Source organism: Pseudomonas sp. DW-iso3, from assembly GCF_058725305.1.
This window is the reverse complement of record NZ_JBZXDZ010000007.1, coordinates 211295-225620: the sequence shown is the minus strand read 5'-3', so window position 1 is coordinate 225620 and position 14326 is coordinate 211295. Positions and strand designations below refer to the sequence as shown.

At 59.7% G+C, this 14326-nt stretch carries 14 protein-coding genes; 4 read left to right on the top strand and 10 right to left on the bottom strand.

What is annotated here, in order from left to right; translation table 11 throughout:
- Positions 1-49 precede the first annotated feature (49 nt).
- The gene (locus AC4PS7_RS21750) at positions 50-787 is read right to left on the bottom strand and encodes a substrate-binding periplasmic protein (protein ID WP_010207143.1); all 738 of its coding nucleotides are present in this window, start codon (positions 785-787) and stop codon (positions 50-52) included.
- A gap of 190 nt (positions 788-977) precedes the next feature.
- On the opposite strand from AC4PS7_RS21750, the gene AC4PS7_RS21745 reads away from it, so the two are divergent.
- Entirely contained in the window at positions 978-1430 is a 453-nt protein-coding gene (locus AC4PS7_RS21745) for a GNAT family N-acetyltransferase (RefSeq protein WP_010207146.1), read from the top strand.
- On the opposite strand, the gene AC4PS7_RS21740 is transcribed toward AC4PS7_RS21745, so the two are convergent.
- Genes AC4PS7_RS21740 through AC4PS7_RS21730 form a run of 3 tightly spaced genes read right to left on the bottom strand, consistent with a single transcriptional unit; the run spans position 1427 to position 4391 of the window.
- Positions 1427-1723 carry a winged helix-turn-helix domain-containing protein gene (locus tag AC4PS7_RS21740; RefSeq protein ID WP_010207147.1) on the bottom strand — a complete coding sequence of 99 codons (297 nt, stop codon included), beginning with the start codon at positions 1721-1723 and terminating at the stop codon, positions 1427-1429. The genes AC4PS7_RS21745 and AC4PS7_RS21740 overlap by 4 nt on opposite strands.
- A 19-nt stretch (positions 1724-1742) precedes the next feature.
- Entirely contained in the window at positions 1743-2243 is a 501-nt protein-coding gene (locus AC4PS7_RS21735) for a M48 metallopeptidase family protein (protein WP_010207148.1), read from the bottom strand.
- 42 nt (positions 2244-2285) lie between these two features.
- Positions 2286-4391, bottom strand: coding sequence for a putative bifunctional diguanylate cyclase/phosphodiesterase (locus tag AC4PS7_RS21730; RefSeq protein WP_010207149.1), 2106 nt, complete (start codon positions 4389-4391; stop codon positions 2286-2288).
- 310 nt (positions 4392-4701) lie between these two features.
- Here AC4PS7_RS21730 and AC4PS7_RS21725 point away from each other — a divergent pair, with 310 nt between their 5' ends.
- Positions 4702-5367, top strand: coding sequence for a polysaccharide lyase family 7 protein (locus AC4PS7_RS21725; RefSeq protein ID WP_492179741.1), 666 nt, complete (start codon positions 4702-4704; stop codon positions 5365-5367).
- A gap of 54 nt (positions 5368-5421) precedes the next feature.
- Here AC4PS7_RS21725 and fba read toward each other — a convergent pair whose 3' ends face one another.
- The 6 genes from fba to tkt form a co-directional block, all read right to left on the bottom strand.
- Complete coding sequence (gene fba, locus AC4PS7_RS21720) at positions 5422-6486, bottom strand: class II fructose-bisphosphate aldolase (RefSeq protein WP_003177554.1); 1065 nt, start codon at positions 6484-6486, stop codon at positions 5422-5424.
- A 282-nt stretch (positions 6487-6768) separates the two neighbouring features.
- Positions 6769-7104: an MliC family protein gene (locus tag AC4PS7_RS21715; protein ID WP_010207151.1), complete on the bottom strand. Its 336-nt coding sequence runs from the start codon at positions 7102-7104 to the stop codon at positions 6769-6771.
- A gap of 61 nt (positions 7105-7165) precedes the next feature.
- Positions 7166-7393 (bottom strand): hypothetical protein, encoded by a 228-nt coding sequence (locus AC4PS7_RS21710; protein ID WP_021492698.1) that lies wholly within the window; start codon positions 7391-7393, stop codon positions 7166-7168.
- 29 nt (positions 7394-7422) lie between these two features.
- Positions 7423-8586, bottom strand: a complete 1164-nt coding sequence (locus AC4PS7_RS21705) for a phosphoglycerate kinase (protein WP_010207155.1) — start codon at positions 8584-8586, stop codon at positions 7423-7425.
- Positions 8587-8603: 17 nt separating this feature from the next.
- Positions 8604-9659, bottom strand: a complete 1056-nt coding sequence (epd, locus tag AC4PS7_RS21700) for an erythrose-4-phosphate dehydrogenase (protein ID WP_010207156.1) — start codon at positions 9657-9659, stop codon at positions 8604-8606.
- Positions 9660-9799: 140 nt separating this feature from the next.
- Entirely contained in the window at positions 9800-11797 is a 1998-nt protein-coding gene (gene tkt / locus AC4PS7_RS21695; protein ID WP_010207157.1) for a transketolase, read from the bottom strand.
- A gap of 258 nt (positions 11798-12055) precedes the next feature.
- Here tkt and AC4PS7_RS21690 point away from each other — a divergent pair, with 258 nt between their 5' ends.
- Together AC4PS7_RS21690 and metK are read left to right on the top strand one after the other, a co-directional pair.
- On the top strand, positions 12056-13051 hold the full coding sequence (locus tag AC4PS7_RS21690) for an ArsR/SmtB family transcription factor (protein ID WP_010207158.1): 996 nt from the start codon (positions 12056-12058) through the stop codon (positions 13049-13051).
- A 19-nt stretch (positions 13052-13070) separates the two neighbouring features.
- On the top strand, positions 13071-14261 hold the full coding sequence (gene metK / locus AC4PS7_RS21685) for a methionine adenosyltransferase (RefSeq protein ID WP_010207159.1): 1191 nt from the start codon (positions 13071-13073) through the stop codon (positions 14259-14261).
- Positions 14262-14326 lie beyond the last annotated feature (65 nt).

Below are 14326 nucleotides of genomic sequence, written 5' to 3'. Positions count from 1 at the left end.
GTGGTCGAATGTGGGAGCGGGCTTGCTCGCGAAGAGGCCCGCAAGAACCCTACATCCCATGCTGCTTCATCAACCGCGCATAACTGCCATCGGCCTTCATCTTGGCAATCTCCCGGTCAAAGCTGGCGACGATCTGCGCATGCTCGGGGTTCTTCAAGCTCACCAGGATATGCAGGCTGTTTTCGCTCAAGGGCTTGGGTAAGAACTCCACTGTATTGCGCACCCGCGTCGATTCGCGGGACAAGTAATACCGCGCCACATATTCATCCTCCACCGTCAGCCGCACCCGCTGCGCCGCGAGCATGCGCACGGCCATGGCGAAGTTATGCACCGGCACTTTCTGTAACTGCGCATCGCCATCGAACGCCGCCGAATAGGCATACCCGCGCACCACGGCAATGGGGTAGTCGTGCAGTTGCTCAAGGTTCTGGAATTCGATGGGATCGTCACGTCGCTTGATGAAACGCACGCGGTTGAGCAAGTACTCACCGGAGAACTGCCCCAGCTGTGTGCGCGCATCGTCGTACCAGGCGTTCACCAATACGTCATAACGACCGTCGCCAACGCCCATCAACGCGCGAGCCCAGGGCACCTGTTCGAAATCACTGGCATAACCCGCGCGGGCCAGGGCGGTGCTGACGATGTCGGTGGCCAGCCCGCCATTGATCAAGGTGGCGTCGGTAAAGGGTGGCCAGGCATCCGCTACCAGGCGCAGACGCTGTGCGAAGGCCGGCTGAGCCAGCAATAACACTCCAATCAAAGCAACGGCACGAGAGAATCGCGGCATGCTCAAAGTCCTTGGCAGGCTAGCTCAGGCGAGACCTGAGGTTCTAACAGTAGCTCAGATTACACAAAGAAAGCGGCGCCGCACGCACTCAATGATGGCAAATTGATTTCACTCACAAAAATAGTCGATTTAGACACGAATGGCTGTCGCGCTTACTATCCGCAGCAGACATTTAATAAGAGAACATGCCATGACAATTGAATGGGTCTGCAAGCACCACGATGACCTGGGCAAGGAGCAGCTTTACGCCATCCTGCGCCTGCGCAACGAGGTCTTCGTTGTCGAACAGAAATGTGCTTACCAGGACCTCGACGGGCAGGACTTGTCGGGCGACACCCACCACCTGATGGCCTGGCAGGATGACCAACTGGTGGCCTACCTGCGCCTGCTGGACCCGGAATCACAGGGCGGTGATGTGGTCATCGGTCGCGTGATCGTGGCGTCGGTAGCGCGCGGCACTGGGCTGGGGCATCAAATGATGGAAGAGACACTCAAGCGGATCGGCGATATCTGGCCGCAGACGCCGATTTTCCTGTCAGCCCAAGCGCATTTGCAGGGGTATTACGGGCGATACGGATTTGTGGTGGCCGGAGAGGAATACCTTGAGGACGATATTCCGCACATTGGCATGAGAAAGGACTAGGGATAACCCAGCACCTGCTTGATCAGCCCAAGGTTCGCCTCGATCCAGCGCCGATCAATGGCCCCCCAACTGCGAATCCGATAGTGCCCGGCATGGTTGCGGGCACCGTCTTCCTGCTCGAATTCACACAGGATATCCAGGTCAGCCAACGCCGCAATCGTATCCTGGGCCGTGCGCCGGGGCATGCCGGTGACGTCGGTCAGCGCCGGGACATTGCTGGCTTGCCCGCTGTCGATCAGGTAAGCCACGTACAGGCGGCGGTAGAAGCTGCTCTTGGTCTTGCTCACATCCATGGTCGGTCGCCTTGTGCGGTCAGGGTTTGCCCTGCAGGTCGCGGTACGTGAGGTAGACGCGCAGGTCGAATTCCACCTGATGGTAGCCCGGCATCATGTACTCACAGAGTTTGTAGAACGCTTTGTTGTGGTCCGATTCCTTGAAGTGCGCCAGTTCATGCACCACGATCATGCGCAGGAACTCCGGCGCGGCCTCCTTGAACAGGGCCGCAATGCGGATCTCTTTCTTGGATTTAAGGTTGCCGCCCTGCACCCGCGAGATGGTGGTGTGCAGGCCGAGGGCACGGTGGGTCAGGTCCAGACGGTTATCGAACAACACCTTATCGATGGCCGGGGCATTGCGCAGGTGTTCCTGCTTCAGGGCCAGGGCGTAGGCGTACAACGCCTTGTCGCTCTGCACGGCGTGGCGTTCGGGGTAACGTTGTTCCAGGTAGGCACCCAATTGGTCCTTGGCGATCAATTGGCGCACTTGCTCTTGCAGAGCGGCGGGATAGGCCTGGAGGTATTTCAGCGCGGTCATGGGGTCTGCAACAGGGTTCGAATGGGCGCCAGTGTAGCGAATTCAGCACGCGCGAGCGCGCGACCAATCAGCCACTTCCTCAGCCATCAACGGCGACGCCGCTATCGGGCCCTGTATAAACGGGCAACCATTGGCCTTGAGCCATCGGGCTTGCTCTTGGGTTTCTACCCCTTCAGCCACTACCACAACATCAAAATGCCCGCACAGCTCGATGATACTGCGCGCCATCACCGCATCCCGCGCCGAGTCGGGCAGGCGCGCGACCAGTTGTGGGTCGAGCTTGAGGGTGTCGAAGGCCAGATCACGCAGATGCGCCAGGGAACAATTGCCCAGGCCAAAATCATCCAGGGCGGTGCGCACACCAATCTGGCGCAACAACTTAAGCTGTTTGGTCGACTCCTCCAGGTTACTCATCAGGCAGTCTTCACTGATTTCCACCTCCAGCTGTCGACCCTGCAACCCATGTCGCTCAATGACCTGCTGCAACTGGGCCGCCAGATTAGGCATATTGAACTGGCTGCTGCTCAGGCTCACGCTCAGCACCAGCTCCTCATCGAACGCCGATTGCCAGGCCTGACGCTGGGCGGCGACCTGCTGGTAGATCCAGGTACTCAACTGGCTGATCAGCCGCGCTTCTTCAAGCAACGGCAGGAACAAACCCGGCGGCACATCGCCGACGCTCGGATGCTGCCAGCGCAACAGCGCCTCGACACCGCGTAGACGCCCGCCTTCCAGGGACACCTGGGGCTGGTAAACCAGAGTGAAATCCTTGTTTTGAATCGCCGTGCGCACGCTGTCTTCGAGCATCAGCCGAGAGCGGGCGCGCCCGTTCATTTCCTGATCGTAATAACGGTATTGCTGACGCCCGGCGCGCTTGGCCTCGTACATGGCAATGTCAGCCGCACGCAACAGACCGCTCAAGTCCGAACCACACTCCGGGAACATCGCAATGCCGATACTGACGCCCAGCATCACATCCAGGCCGTCGATCTGCTGGCACACCGATACTCGTTCGATCAGTTTTTCCGCAATCTTCGCGGCTTGCTCTGGAAATTCCAGCTCCAGCAACGCCGTGAATTCATCCCCGCCCATCCGCCCGAGCATGTCGCCGGATCGCAAACAGGCCTGCATCTGTTCCGAGACCCAGCGCAACACCCGGTCTCCTGCGTCGTGCCCCAACGAGTCATTGACCCGTTTGAAGCCATCCAGGTCCAGGTACAGCAACACCAGAGACTGCTCGTTACGCTCGCTGCGCAGCAGCATGTTCTCCACCGCCTGATGAAAGCCACGCCGGTTCAACAACCCGGTCAACGGATCGGTCACCGCCTGGAACTCCAACTGCTGATGCAAATGGCGCACTTCAGACATGTCCAGCACCGTCACCACCATAGCCTTCTGCTCGGCGGGCAACGGCGCGCATGACAGTGCCACCGGTACCTGCTGACCGCGACCGGTGCGTAAAATAGCGTCGTGCTGACGCCAGGTTTCGCCTTTGCGATAAGCCTCGAACATCGGGAACCCCAGCCAGGCCGGTACATGGGGTTTTTGCAGGAAACTCAGGAAGCTCTCACCCTGCAATTCGGTCATGGTGGCATTCAGAAGCCGCGAAATAGCCGGGTTGGCGTACTCGATCACACTCCCTTCACCCACCACCAGAATGCCCTCGGCGGCGTTATCCAGCACCGATGCATTAAAGGCGCGGGCGGACTCTAGGTCATGGCTCAAGCGCTGCAAGGCACGGCGATTGCGCTGATGCTCCAACAGAGCCTGGACCTTGGGCTTGAGGATGTTCGGATCAAACGGCTTGAACAGATAATCGACGGCGCCACTGGCATAACCCTCCAGCACTGCCGCGGGGGACTGGGCGTTGGCCGTAAGAAAGATGATAGGCGTCATGCACGTGCGTTGGCTGCCGCGCATCAGCCGCGCCACCTCAAAGCCATCCATGCCAGGCATGCGCACGTCCAGCAAGACCAGATCGACGTCGTGGGCGAGCAACAATTCCAAAGCTTCCAGGCCAGAACCTGCGGTAATCACCCGCCAGTCTTCACGCTGCAAGAGCGCACGCATACTGACTAGGTTTTCGGGGTAGTCATCGACCACCAAAAGAACTGAACTGCCATCGGCGTGGTGTGGAGCGCATTCCATGCTACGTCTCTTCCTAGGGAGCCACTCCGGTCAATTCTGACAGAAAACCCGGACAAACTCTGAGGCCTCACTCTAGCCCCGCTTCCAAAAAAGCAGAAGTAACGACGGTGCCATCATTGCGCCAATTTTCAGGAAGCCGACTAACGGTAACCCGCTACAGCCCGCGATTCCTGGGAAACATGGCTTTTTGGCATTCCCTTGACGCCAATAATTTGCCATCGACCATTTAACAAGACGGTTAACACCACCTATAAAGAACCTGTCTGGCCTACGGGCCAAAGCCTTCACCTTCTGTAAAAAGGCAAATGCCATGATCGACCTTTCCACCTGGAACCTGAGCATTCCGGTCGGCTCCCCGCCCGCCACCATCGACACTCCGAAACTGATGAATGGTTTCAACGACCAGTATTTCCAGGCCAAAGGCAGCAACGTGCAATTCTGGACCCCTGTCACCGGCACCCGCACCGAAAATGCCGTTTACCCGCGCAGCGAATTGCGTGAGACCTACGCCGATGGACGGCTGCGTAACTGGACCTATCCGGATGCGGACAACTTCCTGCGCGCGACCTTGGCAGTCAACCAAGTGCCCTCCACCGGCAAAATCGTGATTGGGCAGATTCATGCCTATGACAGCCAAAAGCCGCTGATCAAACTGGAGTATCAATTCAAGGAAAAAACCCAGACAGGCAACATCGTCGCCAAAGTCCGCATGCGCCCGGATGAGGATGAAGGGCGGGTAATCATCGTGGCGTCGAACGTGCCACTGGAGAAGAGCTTCACTTACGTGATCAACCTCAACAAAGCCGGGCTGCTCAGTGTGTATGCCGCCGATGGTGAGTGGAATGAGCGCATTGGCGCTGCGTGGGGGGCGAAGCCGTTGTACTTCAAGGCAGGAGCGTATGTGCAGGACAACAGTGGGGATAGCAAGGAAGGTGCACGGGTGACGTTTGCGAAGCTGGATATCGATCACGACTGAATACCAACCACAAAAAAGCCCGCATCACTGCGGGCTCCTTTTAAACACTGAGGCTTAATTCACCTTGGCGTTCAACTCACCTTTCAAATAACGCTGATACATCGCTTCCAACGAGATCGGCTTGATCTTCGAAGCGTTACCGGCAGTGCCAAACGCTTCGTAACGCGCAATACACACGTCACGCATCGCGGTCACGGTAGCGCCGAAGAATTTACGCGGGTCGAACTCGCTCGGGTTGGTGGCCATCAAGCGACGCATCGCACCAGTGGACGCCAGGCGCAGGTCTGTGTCGATGTTGACCTTGCGCACGCCGTACTTGATGCCTTCGACGATTTCTTCAACCGGTACGCCGTAGGTTTCTTTGATGTCGCCGCCGTACTGGTTGATGATCGCCAGCCACTCTTGCGGCACCGAGGAAGAACCGTGCATCACCAGGTGGGTGTTAGGGATGCGTTTGTGGATTTCCTTGATGCGGTCGATGGCCAGCACGTCGCCGGTAGGTGGCTTGGTGAACTTGTAGGCGCCGTGGCTGGTGCCGATGGCGATCGCCAGGGCGTCAACTTGGGTCTTCTTCACGAAGTCAGCAGCTTCTTCCGGGTCAGTCAGCATCTGGCTGTGATCCAGCACGCCTTCGGCGCCGATGCCGTCTTCTTCGCCGGCCATACCGGTTTCCAGGGAACCCAGGCAGCCCAGCTCGCCTTCAACCGACACGCCGCAGGCGTGGGCCATGGCAACGGTTTGTTGAGTGACGCGTACGTTGTACTCGTAATCGGTCGGGGTCTTGCCGTCTTCGCCAAGGGAGCCGTCCATCATGACCGAGCTGAAGCCCAGTTGGATGGAGCGCTGGCACACGTCCGGGCTGGTGCCGTGGTCCTGGTGCATGCACACCGGGATGTGCGGGAATTCTTCGATCGCGGCGAGGATCAGGTGACGCAGGAACGGAGCACCGGCGTATTTGCGGGCACCGGCCGAAGCCTGGACGATCACGGGGGAGTCGGTCTTGTCAGCGGCTTCCATGATGGCGCGCATCTGCTCAAGGTTGTTGACGTTAAAGGCTGGGACGCCGTAGCCGAACTCGGCTGCGTGGTCCAGCATTTGACGCATGCTGATAAGTGCCATTGTGTTGTCTCTCCCGGTCGAGGGTCGTTAATCGTGCAAGCCTGCCGTAGCGGCGGCTGCTATTCAAGTTATTGCCGGTCAGGTTTTACATGCCTGGCCTGCTGAATCGTTTTTTCAGGCGGGCTCAACACCTATCTCACTTTGAAACCGGCTCAATGTGGGAGCGGGCTTGCTCGCGAAAGCGGTGAAAAGCAGCTAGCGGATTCGGTGACTGATACACCGCATTCGCGAGCAAGCCCGCTCCCACACTTGGGCCTCATCAACTTTGAGATCGTGATCTCTCTATTGAGCCTTGCAGCCGCGGCCGATCAAATCATCGGTGGCGACCCAGTAAACCAGGCCTTCCTCACCTTTTGTGTGAAACGCCAATTGGTCGTTGGCATACAGCACGCCCGAGGCAGCGACGTCCTGTTTAAGACGGTAGATCTGGTCGGAACCGCCGAGACGCAACTCCACCTCGGATTTAGCCTGGTTGACGAAACGCCAGTTGACCTCGGCCTTGCTGTCGCAGGTCCAAGTGGTCCACTTGTCGGCAGTTTCTGCCTTGCTGTCGAACATGTTCATGCTGCTGCAGCCGGCCAACAAGGCCAGGGCTGCCAGGGCGAAAACGCCTTTCATTGCCAATCCTCACAGCGCGACCCGGAGGCCGCCGCTGCTGTCGGTTAGTTGATCAGACCCGTCAAGGGCAACCCTGTTCCTGACCGTTGGGCGCGGAGTCGTATTTCTCCAGCCGTTCGTTGCCGATGCGTTTGTTGATCACCGGCATGGTCTCGGCTTGCCAGTCCGCCTGGTAGCAGCTTTTTTTCTGCTGCGCCGCAGGCTTTCCAGCTTCCGGCTCCGCATTTGGCGTGCTGCCGCAGCCAGCCAGCAGGCCCGCTGCGATCACCATTGCCAACGACTTGGTCATAGGAACACTCCTTTTCCGGATCACGAGCCTCAGCCTTTGGCTCGGGTTTCCAACACTTCAACGGCGGGCAGTACTTTGCCTTCGACGAATTCGAGGAAGGCGCCACCACCGGTAGAAATGTAGGAGATCTGGTCAGCAACGCCATATTTATCGATGGCCGCCAGGGTGTCGCCGCCGCCGGCGATGGAGAATGCCGAGCTTTCAGCGATGGCCTTGGCCAGCACCTTGGTGCCGTTACCGAACTGGTCAAACTCGAAGACACCCACCGGACCGTTCCACAGGATGGTCTGGGAGGCTTTCAGCAGTTCAGCGAAGTTGGCTGCGGTTTGTGGGCCGATATCCAGGATCATGTCGTCGGCGGCCACATCCGCGATCAGCTTGACGGTGGCTTCGGCGCTTTCGGCAAATTCCTTGGCGACCACTACGTCCACCGGCAGTGGCACGCTGACTTTCGCGGCGATGGCACGGGCAGTGTCGAGCAAATCCGGCTCGTACAGGGACTTGCCCACGGGATGCCCGGCTGCGGCCAGGAAGGTGTTGGCGATACCGCCGCCAACGATCAGCTGGTTGCAGATCTGGCTCAGGCTGTTGAGCACGTCCAGCTTGGTGGACACCTTGGAACCGGCCACGATGGCGGCCATTGGTTGGGCCGGAGCCCCCAGGGCCTTGCCCAGTGCGTCCAGTTCAGCGGCCAGCAGCGGGCCAGCGGCAGCAACTTTGGCGAACTTGGCCACGCCATGGGTCGAGCCTTCAGCGCGGTGGGCGGTGCCGAACGCGTCCATCACGAACACGTCGCACAGCGCCGCATATTGCTGGGCCAGTTCGTCGCTGTTCTTTTTCTCGCCTTTGTTGAAGCGCACGTTTTCGAACAGCACGATGTCGCCAGCCTTCACGTCAACGCCGCCCAGGTAGTCAGCCACCAGCGGCACGTCGCGGCCAAGGGCTTTGCTGAGGTAATCGGCGACGGGCTTGAGGCTGTTTTCGGCGGAGAACTCACCTTCGGTCGGACGACCCAGGTGGGAGCAGACCATCACGGCCGCGCCTTTTTCCAGGGCCAGCTTGATGGTCGGCAGCGAGGCCAGGATTCGCGCATCGCTGGCGACAACACCGTCCTTGACTGGGACGTTGAGGTCTTCGCGGATCAGTACGCGCTTACCTTGCAGATCGAGGTCGGTCATCTTCAACACGGTCATGGGTCGCAGTTCCTGAATTACTGTTGAGGTTGTTTAGAGGCGATGTGCAGATAATGTTCCGCAACATCCAGCATTCGGTTGGCAAAACCCCATTCGTTGTCGAACCAGGCCAGGATATTCACCAGCCTTGGGCCGGAAACGCGGGTCTGGCTGGCGTCGACAATCGCCGAATGCGGGTCATGGTTGAAATCGCAACTGGCGTGGGGCAACTCGGTATAGGCCAACAGGCCTTTGAGCGGGCCGCTGGTGGCGGCGTCGCGCAGGATCCGGTTGACCTCCGTCGCATCGGTGTCGCTGACGGTTTGCATGGTGATGTCCAGGCAGGACACGTTCACCGTCGGCACCCGTACGGCTTTGGCCTGGATTCGCCCGGCAAGTTCCGGCAACAGTCGCTCAATGCCGCGCGCCAGGCCGGTGGACACCGGAATCACCGACTGGAACGCCGAGCGCGTACGGCGCAGGTCTTCGTGGTGATAGGCATCGATGACCGGCTGGTCGTTCATCGCTGAGTGAATCGTGGTGATCGACACGTAGTCCAGGCCGATCGCCTGATCCAACAGACGCAACAGCGGCACGCTGCAGTTGGTGGTGCAGGAGGCGTTGGACACCAGCAGCTCATCGCCGGTCAGGCAGTCCTGGTTGATGCCGTAGACGATGGTGGCGTCGACATCTGCCTCGCTGGCCATCGGCTGTGAAAACAGCACACGGGGTGCGCCGGCGTCGAGAAAACGCTGGCCATCGGCACGGGTGTGGTAGACACCGGAACATTCCAGCACCAGGTCAACGCCCAATGCCGTCCAGTCGATGCCTTCGGGGGTGGCACTGCGCAAGACCTGCACGCAGTTGCCGTTAATGTGCAGACAATCGCCTTCGACCCGCACTTCGCCGGGAAAGCGGCCGTGGGTGGAGTCAAAGCGTGTCAGGTATTCGATGCTCGCCATGTCGGCAAGATCATTGATCGCAACAATTTCAAACCCGGCATCCGCCCCTCGCTCGAACAGAGCACGCAAGACGCAACGACCAATGCGGCCGTAGCCGTTGAGTGCAACTTTGTAGCGACGCGGTTGAGGCATGGGGTTCTCGATTACCTTGGGTAAAAGGGTAGCTGTTAGACCGCTTTCGCGAGCAAGCCCGCTCCCACAGTTGAAATGCATTCCAATGTGGGAGCGGGCTTGCTCGCGAAGAGGCCAGTACAGCCACCTCAATCTACAGCTTAGTCTTCCAGCAGCTCTTCAGCCTGACCCAGGATGTTTTCCAGGGTGAAACCGAACTCTTCGAACAATGCTGGCGCCGGCGCCGACTCACCGTAAGTGGTCATGCCGATCACACGGCCTTCCAGGCCCACGTACTTGTACCAGTAGTCGGCGTGAGCCGCTTCGATGGCGATACGCGCACTGACCTGCAATGGCAGCACCGATTGCTTATAGCCGGCGTCCTGGGCTTCGAACACGCTGGTGCACGGCATGGACACAACGCGTACGTTGCGGCCCTGGGCGGTCAGCTTGTCGTACGCCTGGACGGTCAGGCCCACCTCGGAACCCGTGGAGATCAGGATCAACTCCGGCTCGCCGATGCAGTCCTTGAGCACGTAGCCGCCACGGCTGATGTCGGCGATCTGTGCGTCGGTACGCACTTGGTGCTGCAGGTTCTGACGCGAGAAGATCAGCGCCGAAGGGCCGTCCTTGCGCTGGATGGCGTGTTTCCAGGCCACGGCGGATTCCACCGCGTCGGCTGGGCGCCAGGTGTCCAGGTTTGGCGTGGTACGCAGGCTGGTCAATTGCTCGACCGGCTGGTGCGTAGGGCCGTCTTCGCCCAGGCCAATGGAGTCGTGGGTATACACGTGGATCACGCGCTTCTTCATCAGCGCAGCCATGCGCACGGCGTTACGGGCGTATTCCATGAACATCAGGAAGGTCGCGCCGTAAGGCACCAGGCCGCCGTGCAGGGACACGCCGTTCATGATGGCGCTCATGCCGAACTCACGTACGCCGTAGTACATGTAGTTGCCGCTGGCGTCTTCAGCCGAAACACCTTTGCAGCCCTTCCACAGTGTCAGGTTGGAGCCGGCCAGGTCGGCCGAACCGCCGAGGATCTCAGGCAGCAATGGGCCAAACGCGTTCAGGGTGTTCTGGCTGGCTTTACGGCTGGCGATGGTCTCGCCCTTGGCCGCGACTTCGGCGATGTAGGCCGAGGCTTTTTCCGAGAAGTCGGCAGGCAGGTCGCCGGCGAGGCGGCGGACCAGCTCGTTGGCCAGCTCAGGGAATTCGGCGGAGTAGGCCGCGAAACGCTGGTCCCACTCGGCTTCGGTGGCCAGGCCTTTTTCCTTGGCATCCCATTCGGCGTAGATGTCGGCCGGAATTTCGAACGGGCCGTGGTTCCACTTCAATGCTTCACGGGTCAGGGCGATTTCCGCGTCACCCAGTGGGGCGCCGTGGCAGTCTTCTTTGCCCTGCTTGTTCGGCGAACCGAAACCGATGGTGGTCTTGCAGCAGATCAGGGTTGGCTGCGCGCTCTTGCGGGCGGTGTCGATGGCGGTCTTGATTTCTTCCGGATCGTGGCCGTCGACGTTGCGGATCACCTGCCAGTTGTAGGCTTCGAAACGCTTAGGGGTGTCATCGGTGAACCAGCCTTCGACTTCGCCGTCGATGGAGATGCCGTTGTCATCGTAGAAGGCAATCAGCTTGCCCAGGCCCAGGGTGCCGGCCAGGGAAGCGACTTCGTGGGAAATGCCTTCCATCATGCAGCCATCACCCAGGAATACGTAGGTGTGGTGGTCGACGATGTTGTGGCCTGTACGGTTGAACTGCGCGCCCAGGACTTTCTCGGCCAGCGCAAAACCAACGGCATTGGCCAGGCCTTGGCCCAGGGGACCGGTGGTGGTCTCGACGCCTGGGGTATAGCCGAATTCAGGGTGACCCGGAGTGCGGCTGTGCAGCTGGCGGAAGCTTTTGAGATCGTCGATAGTGACGTCGTAGCCGGTCAGGTGCAGCAGCGAGTAGATCAGCATCGAGCCATGGCCGTTGGACAGCACGAAGCGGTCACGGTCGGCGAACGAAGGGTTGCTCGGGTTGTGTTTCAGGTAGTCACGCCAAAGCACCTCGGCGATATCCGCCATGCCCATCGGGGCACCGGGATGGCCGCTGTTGGCTTTTTGCACGGCATCCATGCTGAGTGCACGAATGGCGTTGGCACGCTCACGACGGCTGGGCATCGCTGATCTCCTGGGTTTGCTGAAAAGAAACGGAAAAAAGGACCGGCATTTTCCCTCAGCCACCGCCTGCGGGCAATGACAGATAGTCACTTGAGGACGTTTTTCCTGTGCTTTGGGCATCAATCCGTTGCAGAAACCTTTAACCGGTTCGTCTAACAGTTATAGCGGCGGCTTATAACCACCACTTATCGATCAATATCAAAACTTTTTGATATTGACCTTGCGATGCCCTCCACCCGTCACTAGACTGCTGGCCTTATGAATCTACCTATGCCCTCACTGCGCCCCGACGACGGCGATGAACTGGCAGCCTTGTGCAAGGCCGCTGGCGATCCGTTGCGTCTGAACGTGTTGCGCGCACTGGCCAACGATTCCTTCGGCGTACTGGAACTGGCACAGATCTTCGCCATCGGCCAATCGGGCATGAGTCACCACTTGAAGGTACTGGCCCAGGCCGACCTGGTAGCCACCCGCCGTGAAGGCAATGCGATTTTCTACCGCCGTGCGCTGCCCCATACCGAACTGCTGGGCGGCAAACTGCACGCTGCCCTGCTCGAAGAAGTGGACAACCTCAGCCTGCCAGGCGACGTACAGTCGCGCATCGGCCAGGTCCATGGGCAGCGCGCTGCCGCGAGTCAGGATTTTTTCGCACGGGTTGCCGAGAAGTTTCGCGCCCAGCAAGACCTGATTGCCGGTCTTGCCCAATACCGCGACAGCGTATTGGCGTTGCTCGACAAGCTGAGCTTCAGTGAAGAGGCCACGGCACTGGAAGTCGGCCCCGGCGATGGCGGTTTCCTGCCGGAGCTGGCGCGGCGCTTTCAGCAAGTCACAGCCTTGGACAACAGCCCGGCGATGCTGGAACTGGCGCGTCAGCTTTGTGAGCGCGAGTCACTGGGCAATGTCAGCCTGCAACTGGCCGACGCATTGAACAGCACGGCGTTAAAGGCCGACTGCGTGGTGCTGAACATGGTCTTGCACCATTTCGCCGCACCCGCCGACGCCCTCAAGCAAATGGCCGGGCTGCTGCACCCCGGCGGTAGCCTGTTGGTTACGGATTTATGCAGCCACAACCAGAATTGGGCCAGGGAGGCCTGCGGTGATCTCTGGTTGGGTTTTGAACAGGATGATCTGGCCCGTTGGGCCACCGCTGCGGGACTCGTTCCCGGGGAAAGCCTCTATGTAGGTTTACGTAATGGTTTCCAGATCCAGGTCCGCCATTTTCAGCGACCGGCTGGCGACACTCACCATCGGTAAATATCAGGAAAACATCGAGATGAGCGAATACTCCCTTTTCACCTCCGAGTCCGTGTCTGAAGGGCATCCGGACAAAATCGCCGACCAGATTTCTGACGCGGTGCTGGACGCCATCATTGCTGAAGACAAGTTCGCCCGTGTGGCGTGCGAGACCCTGGTGAAAACCGGCGTAGCGATCATCGCCGGCGAAGTGACCACTTCTGCCTGGGTTGACCTGGAACAGCTGGTGCGTGACGTGATCACCGACATTGGCTACAACAGCTCCGACGTCGGCTTCGACGGCGCGACCTGCGGCGTGATGAACATCATCGGCAAGCAATCGCCTGACATCAACCAGGGTGTCGACCGTGCCAAGCCTGAAGATCAAGGCGCCGGCGACCAAGGCCTGATGTTCGGCTACGCCAGCAACGAAACCGACGTGCTGATGCCTGCGCCGATCACTTTCTCGCACCAATTGGTACAGCGCCAGGCCGAAGCCCGTAAATCCGGCCTGCTGCCGTGGCTGCGTCCGGACGCCAAGTCCCAGGTGACCTGCCGTTACGAAGGCGGCAAGGTGGTGGGTATCGACGCGGTCGTGCTGTCGACCCAGCACAACCCGGACGTGTCCTACGCCGACCTGCGCGAAGGCGTCATGGAGCTTATCGTCAAGCACGTGCTGCCGGCCGAACTGCTGAGCAAGGACACCCAGTTCCACATCAACCCGACCGGCCAGTTCATCATCGGTGGCCCAGTGGGCGATTGCGGCCTGACCGGTCGCAAGATCATCGTCGACAGCTACGGAGGCATGGCCCGCCACGGCGGTGGTGCGTTTTCGGGTAAAGACCCGTCCAAGGTTGACCGTTCGGCGGCCTACGCCGGTCGTTACGTGGCCAAGAACATCGTCGCGGCCGGTCTGGCCGAGCGTTGTGAGATCCAGGTTTCCTACGCAATCGGTGTAGCCCAGCCTACGTCGATCTCGCTGAATACCTTCGGCACCGGCAAGATCAGCGATGACAAGATCGTCAAGCTGGTGCGTGAGATCTTCGACCTGCGCCCTTACGCGATCACCACCATGCTCGACCTGCTGCACCCGATGTACCAGGAAACCGCAGCCTACGGCCACTTCGGTCGTACCCCAGCGCAGAAGACCGTCGGCGACGACACCTTCACCACCTTCACCTGGGAAAAAACCGACCGCGCCAACGACCTGCGGATTGCCGCCGGCCTGTAATCGCTCTCGATGCACAAAAGCCCCGCCGGATTATTCCGGCGGGGCTTTTTATTGCGCGATGATCT